This is a genomic window from Microbacterium sp. gxy059, from assembly GCF_050958665.1.
Classification (GTDB): Bacteria; Actinomycetota; Actinomycetes; order Actinomycetales; family Microbacteriaceae; genus Microbacterium.
This window is the reverse complement of sequence record NZ_JAMXWT010000001.1, coordinates 16,896-31,616: the sequence shown is the minus strand read 5'-3', so window position 1 is coordinate 31,616 and position 14,721 is coordinate 16,896. Positions and strand designations below refer to the sequence as shown.

Sequence of the window (14,721 nt, the reverse complement as noted above, 5' to 3'; positions counted from 1 at the left end):
CTGGCGGGCGGAAGGGGATCCGGCTCCTTCGTCTGTCAGACCCCCTCGCCAGACTGTTCTCACGCGGATCCCGCACACCCGCGGGAGGAGGGAATGACGGATATGCCCACGGCGAACACGGCTCCGGGGCCGCTGATCGCTGACTACCGTGGAATCCACGACGCGCCGGATGGCGACGTCGGATCGGCCCAGTGCCCGGAGGAGTGACATGTTCGAGAGGTTCACCGACCGTGCCCGTCGCGTGGTTGTGCTCGCCCAGGAAGAGGCGAAGATGCTCAACCACAACTACATCGGGACCGAGCACATCCTGCTCGGCCTCATCCACGAGGGCGAGGGAGTCGCCGCCAAGGCCCTCGAGTCGCTCGACATCTCGCTCGACGCCGTGCGCGAGCAGGTGCAGGACATCATCGGCCAGGGCCAGCAGCAGCCCACCGGCCACATCCCCTTCACGCCCCGCGCGAAGAAGGTGCTCGAGCTGTCCCTGCGCGAGGCGCTGCAGCTCGGCCACAACTACATCGGCACCGAGCACATCCTCCTCGGCCTCATCCGCGAGGGCGAGGGCGTCGCCGCCCAGGTGCTCGTCAAGCTCGGCGCCGACCTCAACAAGGTGCGCCAGCAGGTCATCCAGCTGCTCTCCGGCTACCAGGGCAAGGAGCCCGTGGGCGTCACGCCCGCCGGCCAGGAGTCGCAGGAGCCCACGGGCAAGGGCTCGCAGGTGCTCGACCAGTTCGGCCGCAACCTCACGCAGGCCGCGCGCGACAACAAGCTCGACCCCGTCATCGGGCGCGAGAAGGAGATCGAGCGCGTCATGCAGATCCTGTCGCGCCGCTCCAAGAACAACCCCGTCCTCATCGGCGAGCCCGGCGTCGGCAAGACCGCCGTCGTCGAGGGCCTCGCCCAGGCGATCGTCAAGGGCGACGTGCCCGAGACGCTCAAGGACAAGCAGCTGTACTCCCTCGACCTCGGATCGCTCATCGCCGGATCCCGCTACCGCGGAGACTTCGAGGAGCGCCTCAAGAAGGTCACCAAGGAGATCCGCACGCGCGGCGACATCATCGTCTTCATCGACGAGATCCACACCCTCGTCGGCGCGGGCGCCGCGGAGGGCGCGATCGACGCCGCCAGCATCCTCAAGCCGCTGCTCGCCCGCGGCGAGCTGCAGACCATCGGCGCCACGACCCTCGACGAGTACCGCAAGCACTTCGAGAAGGACGCCGCGCTCGAGCGCCGGTTCCAGCCCATCCAGGTGAACGAGCCGTCGCTGCCGCACGCCATCAACATCCTCAAGGGCCTGCGCGACCACTACGAGGCGTTCCACAAGGTGCAGATCACCGATGGCGCCCTCGTCGCCGCGGCGAACCTCGCCGACCGCTACGTGCAGGACCGCTTCCTGCCCGACAAGGCCATCGACCTCCTCGACGAGGCCGGCGCCCGCCTGCGCCTGTCGATCCTGTCGAGCCCGCCCGAGCTGCGCGAGTTCGACGAGCGGATCCAGAAGGTGCGCGAGCAGAAGGAAGTCGCCTCCGAGGAGCAGGACTTCGAGAAGGCCGCCGCCCTGCGCGACGAGGAGAAGCAGCTGCTCGGCGAGCGCCTGCGCCTCGAGAAGCAGTGGCGCGCCGGCGAGGTCGAGACGAAGGCCGTCGTCGACGAGGGGCTTATCGCCGAAGTGCTGGCCCAGGCCACGGGCATCCCCGTGTTCAAGCTCACCGAGGAGGAGACGAGCCGTCTCGTCTTCATGGAGAAGGCCCTGCACGAGCGCGTCATCGGTCAGGAGGAGGCTATCTCGGCCCTCTCGAAGACCATCCGCCGCCAGCGCGCCGGCCTCAAGGACCCGAAGCGTCCGTCGGGCTCGTTCATCTTCGCCGGCCCCACCGGCGTCGGAAAGACCGAGCTCGCGAAGGCCCTCGCCGAGTTCCTCTTCGACGACGAGGACGCGCTGATCAGCCTCGACATGTCGGAGTTCAGCGAGAAGCACACCGTCTCGCGCCTGTTCGGAGCCCCTCCCGGGTTCGTCGGGTTCGAGGAGGGCGGCCAGCTCACCGAGAAGGTGCGCCGCAAGCCGTTCTCGGTCGTGCTCTTCGACGAGATCGAGAAGGCGCACGTCGACATCTTCAACTCGCTGCTGCAGATCCTCGAAGAAGGACGCCTCACCGACGGTCAGGGTCGCGTCGTCGACTTCAAGAACACGGTGATCATCATGACGACGAACCTCGGTTCGTCGGCGATCGCGGGCGGCCCCGTCGGCTTCCAGGTCGAGGGCAACCAGCAGACCACCTACGAGCGCATGAAGGGCAAGGTCGACGAGGAACTGAAGCGCCAGTTCAAGCCCGAGTTCCTCAACCGCGTCGACGACGTCATCGTGTTCCCGCAGCTCACGAAGACCGAGCTGCTGCAGATCGTGGATCTGTTCACGAAGCGCCTCGGCGAGCGGCTGCTCGACCGCGACATGACGATCGAGCTGTCGCAGACCGCCAAGGAGCGCCTCATCGAGATCGGCTTCGACCCGACGCTCGGCGCCCGCCCGCTGCGCCGTGCGATGCAGCGCGAGATCGAGGATCGCCTCTCCGAGTCGATGCTCTCGGGCCAGCTCGAATCGGGCGACCACATCAAGGTCGACGTCGAGGACGGCACGTTCACGTTCCACAACGAGCCGCGCGGCGAGCGCGTCTCGGTCGGCGTGAACACCGGCGGCGACATCACCGCCACCCCCGAGATCACCGCCCTCGGCGAGTGACCCGCCGCGAACGGCCCCGCACCACGAGGTGCGGGGCCGTTCCGCGTGTTCGGGGGTGCGTTCGTCGGGGACGGCGGGCGGGGCGTAGAGATCCGTCGCCTCCGAGCGCGCGGGTCGGCAACTCGTGGCGACCCGTCCGGCCCGCGGTGGTGCGGGTCGCCAGGGCATGCGGCTTCCGGGGCGCTCGAGGTCGCGTTTCATGGCGACCGGTGGAGGAGCGGCGCGGGGTCGCCGAGAGCCGTCGCTTCTGGAACGCGGGCGGCATTCTCTGACGACCTGTCCGGGGAGCGGTGGACGGGTCGCCAGGGTATGCAGTTTCCGGGACGCGCGAGGCCGCGTTTCCTGGCGACCCATCGGGGAGCGACGCACGGGGTCGCCGAGATCCGCCGCCTCCGGGCACGGGGAATGACGTCTCGCGGTGACCCGGGGATCCCGCCGCGTGCCGGATCCCGATGCCCGCTTCGCGGAGCCGCCCCGAACCCGGCCCCGCATCCCGCCCCACGCCGCGGACGTCTGGCGACCGGTCAGGGAAGATCGCTAGCCTCGGGGCGATGACCGACTTCACCGTGCGCCCCGCGCGAGCCGCAGACATGGAGAGCGTGCACCGCATGCTCCAGCCCTACGTCATGCGGCGCATCCTGCTCGGCAAGGATCTCGTGGTGCTGTACGGGGCGACGCAGGAGTTCGTCGTCGCGGTCGACGAGAGCGACCGGGTCATCGGCTGCGGCGCCCTCCACGTCATGTGGGACGACCTCGGCGAGATCCGCACGCTCCTCGTCGACGACGACTGGCTGCACCACGGCGTCGGCCGCGCCCTCGTCGACGTGCTCGAAGACAACGCCCGCGCGCTCGGCCTCACGCGGCTGTTCTGCCTCACGTTCGAGACGACGTTCTTCGAGCGCCGCGGCTTCCGCGAGATCGGCGAGCAGGTCGTCTCACCCGACGTGTACGCCCAGCTCATCCGCAGCCCCGACGAGGGCGTCGCCGAGTTCCTCGACCTCGCACACGTGAAGCCCAACACCCTCGGCAACACGCGCATGCTGAAGCAGCTCGCCTAACCTTCCCTCATGGGTCCCTCGAGCAAGCCCCGCCGCCAGTCCCGCGCCGTGTACCGGCGCCGGCGCCTCGTGCTCGGGATCATCGCGCTGATCCTCATCGCCGGGATCGCGACGGGACTGTTCTTCGGGATCCGCTGGCTCGTCATCGCCCAGCCGTGGCAGAACCTGCCGTTCCTCAGCAGCGACGAGCCCGTCGCCGCGGAGCCGGAGGATCCCGTGCCCACGCTGCTGCCCGGCGAGTCGCCCGGCGACGGTGACCCCGAACCGAGCCCCACGCCCACCGAGGAGGAGCCGGAGGAGTGCGCGGAGGGAGCACTGCACGTCGTCGCGCACACCGACAAGAAGACCTACGAGCCTGGCGAGGAGCCGCAGCTGACGGTCGAGCTGACCAACGACAGCGGATCCGACTGCATCATCAACGTCGGCACGTCGCAGCAGCGCTTCGTGATCGCGAGCGGCGCCGACGAGTGGTGGCGGTCGACCGACTGCCAGGTGGAGCCGAGCGACCACTGGGTCACACTCGAGGCCGGGCAGAACGTGACGACCGAGCAGCCCGTCGTCTGGAACCGCACTCGATCTTCCGTTGACACGTGCGAGAGCGACGGCCGTCCGCCCGCCGTCGGCGGGGGCGCCACCTACACGCTCACCGTCTCGATCGGCGACGCCACCTCGGAGGCCGCGACCTTCGTCCTCAACTGAGGCGGCGCACCGTCCGGCGGCGGCCGGACGCACAGAAGCACGCCAGCTCGGCGTCGCGCCGAGCGAGACCGGCGGTGCGGGGATCCGCTCGGGCGCCGGAACGCCGTGCCTCTGCACGCGCATCCGCGGGAGTGGTCGGAGCGCGGGCCCGGCGGGAGCGCGCCGCCGGAGACGGACGGAGCGCATGGCGCTCCTCTCCGATGTTCGCCGCGCGCCGCCGTCCGCCCCGGGAAACGTAGGCTGGGATCCATGGTCAAGAAGCGCAGGAAGCAGGTCGCGGATCCGGACGAGTTCCGCTCGGAGGCGCTCGCCCAGGCGCTCGAGAAGCAGGACATGGCGGCGGTGGCGCTCGCGCTGCGCAACGGCAACACGGTCGTGCCGCTCGTCAAGCCCGGCCCGCGAGACAACCCTCTCGACGGCGGCGAGGTGTGGACCTACCGCGACGCGACGACCGGCGACGTGGCGCTGCTGCTGTTCAGCGACGCCCGCAACAAGCCGAAGAACCTCCCGCCCGGCGTCGGCGTGTACTCGCCGGCCTGGCTCGTGTCGTTCCTCACGCGATACCGCGACACGATCACGACCGTGTTCCTCGACATCGCGGGCCCCCACCCGATGCAGGCGTCCCCCGGCGATCTGCTCGCGGCTCTGGAGGCCTAGCGGGTCTCTGCCGGACCGCCCGCCGGAGTCGTTGCGGGAGGTCGCCCGTTCGACGGCCGGGGCGACGCTCGTGGCGCTCGAGCCCAGACCTCCGCGATGACGAGGGGTGGCGGATGCGAATCGCACGCCGCGGGAGGTTCCTGTTCGATGGCCGGGGCGGCCCCTGCACGGCTCGATGTGATCTCGTGAGGGACGCAGGCCGGCGATCCGTGCCGCGCTCGACCCCGTGAAGGGCTCAAGCGCACCCCGTGGAGCGCTCGTGCCCTGACCTCCACGATGACGAGGCGGGACAGGTGCGGATCGTCCGTCCCCCGTGCGCGCCGCGGGAGGTCGCCCGTTCGACGGCCGGGGCGGCGTTCCCCGGCGACCCCGCACGGCTCGCTCTCGTGAGGGGCGGAGCAGCCGCAGCTCCGCGGGAGGTCGCGGGGGCGGCGTGCCTCCGGTGATCCTCGTGCGGGGGGGCAGGAGAGTGCGCGCCCGACCCGGTGCGCGTCGCGACGGGAGCGAGTAGCGTTCGCGCATGGACGTCATCCTCCTCGCCGGATTCTGGCTCGACGGATCATCGTGGGCGGCGCAGGCGTCTGCGCTCGAGCGGGCCGGACATCGCGTCCACGCTCCGACGCTGCCGGGGCTCGCGGATGGCGACGGCGCCGACATCGGCCTGCAGGAGCAGATCGATGCGGTCGTCGCGCTGATCGACGCGGCCGAAGGCCCGGTCGTCCTGGTCGGGCACTCGGGCGGCGGCAACGTCGCGTGGGGCGCGGCGGATGCGCGACCGGATCGCGTGGCGCACGTGGTCTTCGCGGATGCGGTCCCGCCGCCCGCCGGCTCCGCGATCAACGACGAGCTGCCCGTCATCGACGGACGCGTGCCCTTCCCGGAGGACCGGGCGGCCTTCTTCGACGAGCAGGAGCTCATCGGCTTCACGGAAGCCGACCTCGAGAGGTTCGTCGCCGACGCGATCCCGGTGCCGGCGCGCGTCGCCTCCGACCCGATCGTGCTGCGCGACGAGCGCCGGCGGGACATCCCCATCACGGTGATCGCGACGACGATCTCCCCGGCGCAGATCGATCAGCTCATCGAGGCCGGCCACCCGATCGCCTCTGAGCTCGCCGCCGTTCGCGACCGGACCATCATCGACCTGCCGACGAGTCACTGGCCGCAGCTCACCCGGCCGGAGGACACCGCGCGGATCCTCGTCGAGACCGTCGACGGCGTCGCCCCGCGCGCCGGAGGAGACGCGGCGTCCTGACACCGCGCGGGTTCCGTTCCCCGAAGCCGGCGACCGGATCCGCTCAGGGGCGTTCGGCGTCCTGCCGCGGGGTGCGGATCCCGAGCCACGACACGACCCCGCCCGCGGCCAGCAGCCCCGCGACGACCAGGCACGTGCGGTGGAAGCCCGCGAGGTCGAGCTCTCCGCCGACGATCGTGCCGATCGCCGCGATCGCGACGAGCCCCGCGACGCGCGAGATCGCGTTGTTCGCGGCGCTCGCGATGCCGCTGCGCGCGGGGTCGATGGATCCGAGGATCGTCGAGGTGAGCGGCGACACGGTCAGCGACAGGCCGAGCCCGAACACGACCATGCCGGGCAGCACCTGCCACCAGTAGTCGAAGTCGGGGGCGACGGCGAGCAGCAGCGCGGAGCCCGCGCCCATGATGATCGGCCCCGCCGTCATGAACAGCCGGGCGCCCCAGCGCCCCGCGAGCGCGCCGATGCGGGAGCTGAGCAGGATCATGAGGATCGTCGTCGGCAGGCTCGCGAGCCCCGCGAGGGTGGCGCTGAGCCCCGCGCCCTCCTGCAGGTACACCGCGAGCACGAAGCCGTTGAGAGACAGCGCGCCGTACACGAGCGCCGTCGCGACGTTCCCGGTCCAGAAGTTGCGCACGCGGAACAGATCGAGCGGCAGGATCGGGCGGGGCGCCGTGCGCTGGCGCAGGAGGAACAGCGTGAACATCGCCGCGCCGGCGACGAGGGCGACGGGGATCGCGGGGTGGGCCCACCCGAGGCGCGGCTGCTCGATGAGCGCGAACACGATGCCGCCGAGCCCTGCGCTGCACAGCACGGCCCCGAGCAGGTCGATGCGCGCGTCGGCGCGGCGCGGCGGATCCGCGAGCCCGCGCGCGAGCCAGAGCGTCGCGCCGATCGGCAGCACGTTGATGAGGAACGCGAGCCGCCAGCTCGCGAGGTCGACGAGCGCCCCGCCGAGCAGCGGGCCGACGATCATGGCACCGGTCGTGATCGAGGTCCACGTGCCGATCGCCTTCGCCTGCGCCGGCCCGGAGAAGGTCGAGGTGATGAGGGCGAGCGAGCTCGGCACGAGGAACGCCCCCGCGGCTCCCTGAACGAGCCGGGCGGCGACGAGCGCCTCTGGCGTCGGGGCGACGGCGATCGCGACCGACGCGACGCCGAAGCCCACGAGGCCGATGCGCAGCACGAGCGCGCGCCCGAGCGCATCGCTCGCCGACCCCGCGACGAGCATGAGCGCGCCGAGCGTGATGAGGTAGCCGTCGACGACCCACTGCTGGGTCGCGAGCCCGCCGCCCAGCTCGCGGTCGATGGCCGGGAGCGCCACGTTCGCCACCGTGCCGTCGAGGAACGCGACGAACGACCCGAGGATGGCGATCCACAGGACGCGGGAGGGCGAGGGGTGAGGCACGCGGTCACTCTATGCGGGGCGTCCGACAAACGAACGAGCGTCCCGCTCGACATCGTCCCGCCTTCGTTTGTCAGACCCCCTTCGTAGGGTGGTCGCATGGCATCGAAGCGTCAGGCATCTCCCGCGTACGTCTGCTCGGAGTGCGGCTGGACCACCGCGAAGTGGGTGGGCCGGTGCGGGGAGTGCCAGCAGTGGGGCACGGTCGTCGAGCAGGGGCAGAAGCCCGCGGCCAAGCGGGTGCAGTCGCTCGCGCCCTCGGCATCGGCACGTCCCATCACGGCGGTCTCGGCGGGGGAGGTGCCCCGGCGTCCCAGCGGCCTCGGCGAGTTCGACCGCGTGCTCGGCGGGGGCATCGTGCCGGGCGCCGCGATCCTGCTCTCGGGCGAGCCGGGCGTCGGCAAGTCGACGCTGCTGCTCGAGGTGGCAGCGCGGGCGGCGAGCGACGGGCGGCGCGTGCTCTACGTCAGCGCGGAGGAATCCGTCGCGCAGGTGCGTCTGCGCGCCGAGCGCACGGGGGCGCTCTACGACGACCTCTTCCTCGCGAGCGAGACCGATCTCGCCACCGTGCTCGGCCACATCGACTCGGTGGAACCCGAGCTCGTCATCGTCGACTCCGTGCAGACGGTCGCGTCGTCTCTGCAGGACGGGGCGGCGGGAATGCCGGGGCAGGTGCGCGAGGTCGCCTCCACGCTCATCCGCGTCGCGAAGGAGCGCGACCTGCCGATCATCCTCGTCGGTCACGTCACGAAAGACGGCCAGGTCGCGGGTCCGCGCGTGCTCGAGCACCTCGTCGATGTCGTCTGCCAGTTCGAGGGAGACCGTCAGACCGCGCTGCGCTTCATCCGCGCGCTCAAGAACCGCTTCGGCGCGACCGACGAGGTCGGCTGCTTCGAGATGGCGGGCGACGGCATCCAGGAGGTGCCGGATCCGTCGGGCCTGTTCCTGTCGCACGGATCCCCCGAACCCGGCACCTGCGTCGGCATCGCGCTCGAGGGGCGCCGCGCGCTCCCCGTCGAGGTGCAGGCGCTCACGATCCCCACGGGCGCTCCGAACCCGCGGCGCATCGTGAGCGGCGTGGATCAGTCGCGCGTCGCGATGGTGCTCGCCGTGCTCGAGCGCCGCGCGGGCATCAAGACGAGCGACCAGGACGTCTACGTCTCGACCGTCGGCGGCGTGCGGTTCACCGAGCCCGCCGCCGACCTCGCGATCGCCGTCGCGGTCGCCGGATCCCTGCGCCACTGGGCCGTGCCGCGCGAGATCGCCGCCACGGGCGAGCTGTCGCTGGCGGGCGAGGTGCGCCCCGTCACGCAGGCGACGCAGCGCCGATCCGAGGCCGCGCGCCTCGGCTACAGCCGCGTCATTGACGATCGATCCGGCAAGCTCCGCGCCGCTCTCGAGGACATCCGCGCGCACCGGATTGCCGATCTGCCGGACATCCCTGAGTTCTGACTGCGTGGCGGTCCCCGCATAGGGTGAGGACGACGCGCGAAGGGGGAGGGTGATGCGGAGAACCGGCGGTTGGCAGGAGGTGGTCGCCTTCTGCGCCTTCGGCGTCGTGTTCCTCGCGCTGCTGGCGCCGATTCTCCTCGGAGCGATTCCCCTCGTGTCGGAGACGGGCGTGTTCATGCTCCTCGCGGGAGGGTTCGCGATCGCGGGGCTCGGACTGCTGCCGGCGGTGCGCAGGCGGCCGTCGTCCGTGCGTGGGCCCAACGGGCTGTCCTGGTTCTTCTTCCTCGCCGGCATCGCGCTCTGGTGCGCCGCCCCGATCGTCGGCCAGGCGAGCGACGCGGGCTGGAGCGCGGCAGTCGGAGGCGGCGGCCGGAAGGCGCCGATGTGGTTCCTCGCGATCCTCACCTGGGGCACCGCCGCGCTCATGCTCTGGGCGTTCGCCGTCCAGCGGATCAAGGCCCGGAGGCAGCGGAAGCAGCGTTGACGGCGGCCTCCCGCCGCCCGGACTCGGGGATGTTCGGCGCTCGCGCAGGGGACGTCCGCGTCGTATCGGGGTCTGCCGTCCCGAGTCTGCGGAACGCATCGATCCAGGCCCGGTGAGGGTGCGCTTCTTCGACTCGGCCGGTGGTCTGCCGCCCCGAGTATGCGAAACGCATCGCTCAGGTGCTGTGGCGGGTGCGTTTCCCCGACCCGGATCCGTGGCCCGTGGTTCGCGTCGGTGGAACGCATGGATCCGGGCCGGGGCAAGGGCGTGTTCGACGATCCGGGTTGGGGCCGCACCAGAGCATCGGTGATCGGCGGCGCGGCCCGGGTCTGCGAGATGCACCGACCTGGGCCCGGTGAGGGTGCGTTTCTGCGACTCGGTGCGAGGTTTGCCGTTTCGCGCCTGGGAAACGCACCAATCAGGCCCGGCCAAGCCTGCGCTTCCGAGACTCGGCGCGGGGCTTGCCGTCCCGGGTCTGCGAAATGCACCGATTCGGTCCGGCCGGGCGTGTGCTTCTGCGACTCGGTGCGAGGTTTGCCGTTTCGCGTCTGGGAAACGCACCGATCAGGCCCGGCCAAGCGTACGTTTCCGATACTCGGTGCGGGGCCTGCCGCCCCGAGTCTGCGAAATGCACCGATTCGGCCCGGTCAAGCGTGCGTTTCCGCGACTCGGCCGGTGGACGTCCGCCCCGAGCCTGCAAAACGCCTCCCCCGCCGCCGGGCTACAGCGCGCCGCGCACGGCGTCGGCCGTGTCGGCGAGCGTGCGCGCGGAGGCCTCCAGCTGCTCTCGCTCCCGATCGGAGAACCGCGTCTGCCGCAGCGGCGTCGCCCCGGCCGAGCCGACCACCGACGGCACGGACAGGGCGATCCCGTCGATGCCGTGCACGCCGTCGAGCACGGTCGACACGGGCAGGATCGCCCGCTCGTCGCGCAGCACCGCCTCCGCGATGCGCGTGGCCGACAGGCCGATCGCGTAGTTCGTGGACCCCTTGCCCTCGATGATCGCGTAGGCGGCCGTGCGCACCTGCTCGGCGATGCGATCGAGCTCCGCCTCGGGGAAGAGCATCGCGCCGTCGCTCTGCCACTCCCGCAGCGGCACCGGGCCGATCGTCGCGGTCGACCAGAGCGGGAACTCCGAGTCGCCGTGCTCGCCCGCGATATGCGCGTGCACCGATCGCGCGTCGACCCCGGCGCGCTGGGCGAGCGCCCAGCGCAGCCGCGAGGTGTCGAGCACGCAGCCCGACGCGAACATGCGGGCCGGATCCGCCCCCGTCTGCTCGACGGCGAGCATCGTCAGCACGTCGCAGGGGTTCGTGACGATGACGACGATCGCGCGCGGCGACGCCTCGACGAGCTGAGGGATCATCGAACGGAAGATCCGCGCGTTCGTCTCGATGAGCTCGAGTCGCGTCTGCCCCGGCTTCTGAGCCGCCCCCGCGGTCACGACGATCACGTGGGATCCCGCCGTGCGCGCGATGTCGCTCGTGCCCGTCACCGCGCTCGACCCCGTGAACATCGCCCCGTGCGCGAGATCCAGCGCCTCCGCCTCGACGCGCGCGGCGTTGATGTCGTACAGCACCACCTCGCGAGCGGTGCCCCGGATGAGCATGGCGTAGGCGGTCGCGGATCCGACCGACCCCGCCCCGACGACGGTCACTTTCGCGTTCTCGATGACGGCCATGTCCCTCATCCTGACAGTGCGGAGCGATGCGGGGAAGGGACGCCGGGGCGAGCCTTCCGCCGCGTCGGACCTGAGTGGAGACGGCCTCCTCGAGCGCCGCGAGCGCAGCGCAGGCATATATACCCTCTGATCAGGGGTGTTCGGCGTTCTCCGAGGGGCGCAGCCCGTACGATCCTCTTCGGGGAGATACCGATATATAGGAGGACAGAGTGTCGGAGCAGCCGGGATTCTTTCAGCGGCCCATGTCGCGCATCGTGGGCGCCGTGATCGGCGGCGGGGCGCTCATCGCGGGGCTCGCGTTCGGCGTCGCCGGCGGCTCGGCCGGGCAGGCCGCGGAGGTGCGCCAGCTCGAAGCGGCCAGCACGCAGGCGGCGGAGCGGGCCGCGTCCGCGGAGAGCGCCGAGAAGAAGGCCGAGACCGCGGCTGCGGAGGCGCAGGAGGAGGCGGCGTCGGCGGTCGAGGATGCCGACGAGCTGCGCACGCGCGTCTCCGACCTCGAGAAGAAGCTCAGCGCGGAGAAGTTGAAGGTCGAGGACGAGAAGGAGAAGGCGTCCGCGCAGCAGGCGAAGGCCGAGGAGGCCGTCGCGCTCGTCGCCGAGCGCGACACCCGGATCCAGGAGCTCGAGGCGCAGCTCGCCGCCGCGCCCGCTCCCCAGACCTACGAGGCGCCGCAGGCGGCGGATCCCGCTCCCCCGGTCTCCTTCCAGAACTGCACCGAGGTGCGGAACGCGGGTGCGGCGCCGGTCTACGCCGGCGACCCGGGATACGGGCCGCACCTCGACCGCGACGGAGACGGCGTCGGCTGCGAGTAGCCCGCCCTCCGCAGCGCCCGATCCGCCGGCTCCCTCCTCGGGGCCGGCGGATCCGCGTTCCTCGGGGCGTGCTCGGAGCGGCCGCAGGCGGGCACCGGGCACCGGGCACCGGGCGCTCCAGGGATCCTCGACGCCTGGAATCCCGCCCGCGAAACGCCACCCCGCGCCCAGGCCAGCCACCCCGCGCATGTTCCTGGAAATCGGGTGACGCTTCGCCCGGGGATCCCTCGGACGCCGGGCGAGGATCCGCGAGATCTCCGGCGTTCGCGAGATCTCCGGCGCATCCGGTGCTCCGGATCCGTTCAGATGACGCGAATGCGCCTTCCGGGCGCCCCTGATGGTGTATTCGCGTCATCTGGAGCTCCGCAACCCGCGGAACCTCGTCCGCCGCACCCGCGTCGACCCCGCTCGCCGTACCGAGCGGGCCGCGGCCCGCGCTGCCCGCCCCGAGTGACGCCGCACCCGCGACGACTCGGACCCGCGCTCGCCGCCCCGCTGCCCGCGCCGGCCCGCGCCGAGCGACGCCGCGCCGGCCCATGCCGCCCGCGCTCGCCGCACCCGCCCCGCCCCGACGCATCGTGACCGCTCCGCCCCTGTTCGCGTCATGTAACACCTCGACATACGCGGGCCCCGGGTGTCCGGCCGTGGGTACCGCCGAGAGGTATTCCACTCTTGTCGAAGATCCACGAGATCGAGGAGACCCCGCCCATGAAGGCAGTCAGACGAGGATCCGCCCTCACCGCCCTCGCGCTCGTCGGCGCGCTCACGCTGGGCGGCTGCGCCGCCACGGCCGAGGAGAGCGTCGACGAAGCGGCCGACGTCGATCTCGCGACGATGGAGGACGACTTCTACCCCGCGTCCGACCCGAGCGCGAGCCCCGCGGGCGCCAACAGCCGCACCGACTCGTTCGTCTCCACGATCAACAAGCCCGGCGGGGTCTTCCTCCCCGGCTTCTTCGACAACGGGTGAGACGGCAACGCCGTCGCGCCGATCTTCGCGTCGCTCGTCGTGTTCGACGACTCGGGCGAGCCGCTGCCCGATCTCGCGGAGAGCTGGGAGATCTCGGACGACAACCTCACGCACACGTTCCACCTGGGCGACGGGCTGACGTTCAGCGACGGATCGCCGCTCACAGCCGAGGACGTCGCGTTCACGCTGACGCTGCTCAACGACCCGGCGTACGCGGGCGGCGTGGACTTCTCCGACATCGTCATCGCCGGCACGGACGAGTACCGCGAGGGCGACGCCGACGAGCTGTCGGGCATCGAGGTGGTCGACGACACGACGATCCGCATCGAGACGGAGCGCGCCAACCCGCTCGCGCTCGGCGTGCTCGGCGGCCAGGTCATCTCGAAGGCCCACTACGGCGAGGGCTACGAGAAGGGCGAGCTCGACTACCTGCGCGACCTGTACGGCGATCCGCTCGGCGCCGGCCCCTACGCGCTCGACGAGTACGTCGAGGGCCAGGAGGTGCGCTACGTCGCCAACGAGAACTACTACGGCGGGAAGCCCGAGATCGAGCGGCTGATCTTCAAGGTCATCTCGTCCGACTCGACGCTGCAGAACTTCCAGAACGGCGACATCGACCACGGCGGCTTCGGCAGCGACCCGCAGACGCTCCAGGCGCTGCAGGATCTCGGCTTCGCCAACGTGAAGGCCCGCGTGATCCCCGACATCGGGCAGATCTGGGTGAACAACGACAACCCGATCCTCGCCGAGACCGGCGTGCGGCAGGCGCTCTACTACGGCCTCGACCGCCAGCAGATCGTCGACGCGAAGTACAAGGGCCTCGGCCAGGTCGCCGACGTGTACGCCGCGCCCACCCAGTGGTCGTACACGAACGAGGGCGTCACGCAGTACCCGTACGACCCCGAGAAGGCCGAGGAGATCCTCGACGACCTCGGCTGGGAGGAGGGATCCGACGGGATCCGCGAGAAGGACGGCGAGAAGCTCACCATCTCGTACATCACGACCTCGGACGACGACCCCGTCATCCCGATCGCGTCGCAGACGTACAAGGACATCGGCATCGACTTCGTGCCCGAGGTGCTCGACGCGAACACAGCCTTCGACCGCCTCTACAGCGGAGGCTACGACCTCGCCGGCTTCCGTACGGACGGCCTGAGCGACCCGAACGACGCCGTCGCCGAGTTCGGCACCGACGACCCCTCGATCAACATCAGCGGGTACGAGAACGAGAAGGTGACGGAGCTCGTCGAGAAGGGCACGTCGACGTTCGACGAGGCCGAGCGCCAGGAGATCTACGCCGAGCTGTACCAGGTGCTCAGCGAGGATCCGCCGTCGATCCTGCTCGACTACCGCAAGTCGCTCTCCGCCTGGAACGCGCGGATCGAGGGGGCGGAGGACTTCTCCACGGGGTCCGCCGACTCGTCCCTCGCCCTCGCGAAGCTCACGATCCCGCAGGACTGACGACCGCGCTCTGCGCCCCGGCCGCCGCCGGGGCGCAGAGCCGTTCGCCGCCTCGCACCT

At 71.2% G+C, this 14,721-nt stretch carries 12 protein-coding genes; 10 read left to right on the top strand and 2 right to left on the bottom strand.

Going from position 1 to position 14,721, the window contains the following annotated elements; all coding sequences use genetic code 11:
• Positions 1 to 208 precede the first annotated feature (208 nt).
• The 5 genes from NHL53_RS00145 (at position 209) to NHL53_RS00125 (ending at position 6,400) form a co-directional block, all read left to right on the top strand.
• Complete coding sequence (locus NHL53_RS00145; protein WP_433773922.1) at positions 209 to 2,734, top strand: ATP-dependent Clp protease ATP-binding subunit; 2,526 nt, start codon at positions 209 to 211, stop codon at positions 2,732 to 2,734.
• A gap of 551 nt (positions 2,735 to 3,285) precedes the next feature.
• Entirely contained in the window at positions 3,286 to 3,792 is a 507-nt protein-coding gene (locus NHL53_RS00140) for an amino-acid N-acetyltransferase (protein ID WP_433773920.1), read from the top strand.
• A 9-nt stretch (positions 3,793 to 3,801) separates the two neighbouring features.
• Positions 3,802 to 4,491, top strand: coding sequence for a hypothetical protein (locus NHL53_RS00135; protein WP_433773918.1), 690 nt, complete (start codon positions 3,802 to 3,804; stop codon positions 4,489 to 4,491).
• Positions 4,492 to 4,740: 249 nt separating this feature from the next.
• Positions 4,741 to 5,148: a dehydrogenase gene (locus tag NHL53_RS00130; protein ID WP_433773917.1), complete on the top strand. Its 408-nt coding sequence runs from the start codon at positions 4,741 to 4,743 to the stop codon at positions 5,146 to 5,148.
• 520 nt (positions 5,149 to 5,668) lie between these two features.
• On the top strand, positions 5,669 to 6,400 hold the full coding sequence (locus tag NHL53_RS00125; protein ID WP_433773915.1) for an alpha/beta fold hydrolase: 732 nt from the start codon (positions 5,669 to 5,671) through the stop codon (positions 6,398 to 6,400).
• A 43-nt stretch (positions 6,401 to 6,443) separates the two neighbouring features.
• On the opposite strand, the gene NHL53_RS00120 is transcribed toward NHL53_RS00125, so the two are convergent.
• Positions 6,444 to 7,805 carry an MFS transporter gene (locus tag NHL53_RS00120; RefSeq protein ID WP_433773913.1) on the bottom strand — a complete coding sequence of 454 codons (1,362 nt, stop codon included), beginning with the start codon at positions 7,803 to 7,805 and terminating at the stop codon, positions 6,444 to 6,446.
• A gap of 96 nt (positions 7,806 to 7,901) precedes the next feature.
• Between NHL53_RS00120 and radA the strand changes: the two genes are divergently transcribed.
• Entirely contained in the window at positions 7,902 to 9,254 is a 1,353-nt protein-coding gene (gene radA / locus NHL53_RS00115) for a DNA repair protein RadA (RefSeq protein WP_433773912.1), read from the top strand.
• Between the two features lie 52 nt (positions 9,255 to 9,306).
• Positions 9,307 to 9,738 carry a hypothetical protein gene (locus tag NHL53_RS00110; protein ID WP_433773910.1) on the top strand — a complete coding sequence of 144 codons (432 nt, stop codon included), beginning with the start codon at positions 9,307 to 9,309 and terminating at the stop codon, positions 9,736 to 9,738.
• A gap of 721 nt (positions 9,739 to 10,459) precedes the next feature.
• Here the strand turns inward: NHL53_RS00110 and NHL53_RS00105 are convergent.
• A complete protein-coding gene (locus NHL53_RS00105) occupies positions 10,460 to 11,419 on the bottom strand; it encodes an L-lactate dehydrogenase (protein WP_433773908.1) in 960 nt (319 codons plus the stop codon).
• Between the two features lie 242 nt (positions 11,420 to 11,661).
• On the opposite strand from NHL53_RS00105, the gene NHL53_RS00100 reads away from it, so the two are divergent.
• The 3 genes from NHL53_RS00100 (at position 11,662) to NHL53_RS00090 (ending at position 14,661) form a co-directional block, all read left to right on the top strand.
• On the top strand, positions 11,662 to 12,231 hold the full coding sequence (locus tag NHL53_RS00100; protein WP_433773906.1) for an excalibur calcium-binding domain-containing protein: 570 nt from the start codon (positions 11,662 to 11,664) through the stop codon (positions 12,229 to 12,231).
• Positions 12,232 to 12,903: 672 nt separating this feature from the next.
• The gene (locus NHL53_RS00095) at positions 12,904 to 13,200 is read left to right on the top strand and encodes a hypothetical protein (protein WP_433773904.1); all 297 of its coding nucleotides are present in this window, start codon (positions 12,904 to 12,906) and stop codon (positions 13,198 to 13,200) included.
• Positions 13,201 to 13,239: 39 nt separating this feature from the next.
• Entirely contained in the window at positions 13,240 to 14,661 is a 1,422-nt protein-coding gene (locus NHL53_RS00090; RefSeq protein ID WP_433773902.1) for an ABC transporter substrate-binding protein, read from the top strand.
• The last annotated feature ends 60 nt before the right edge of the window (positions 14,662 to 14,721 follow it).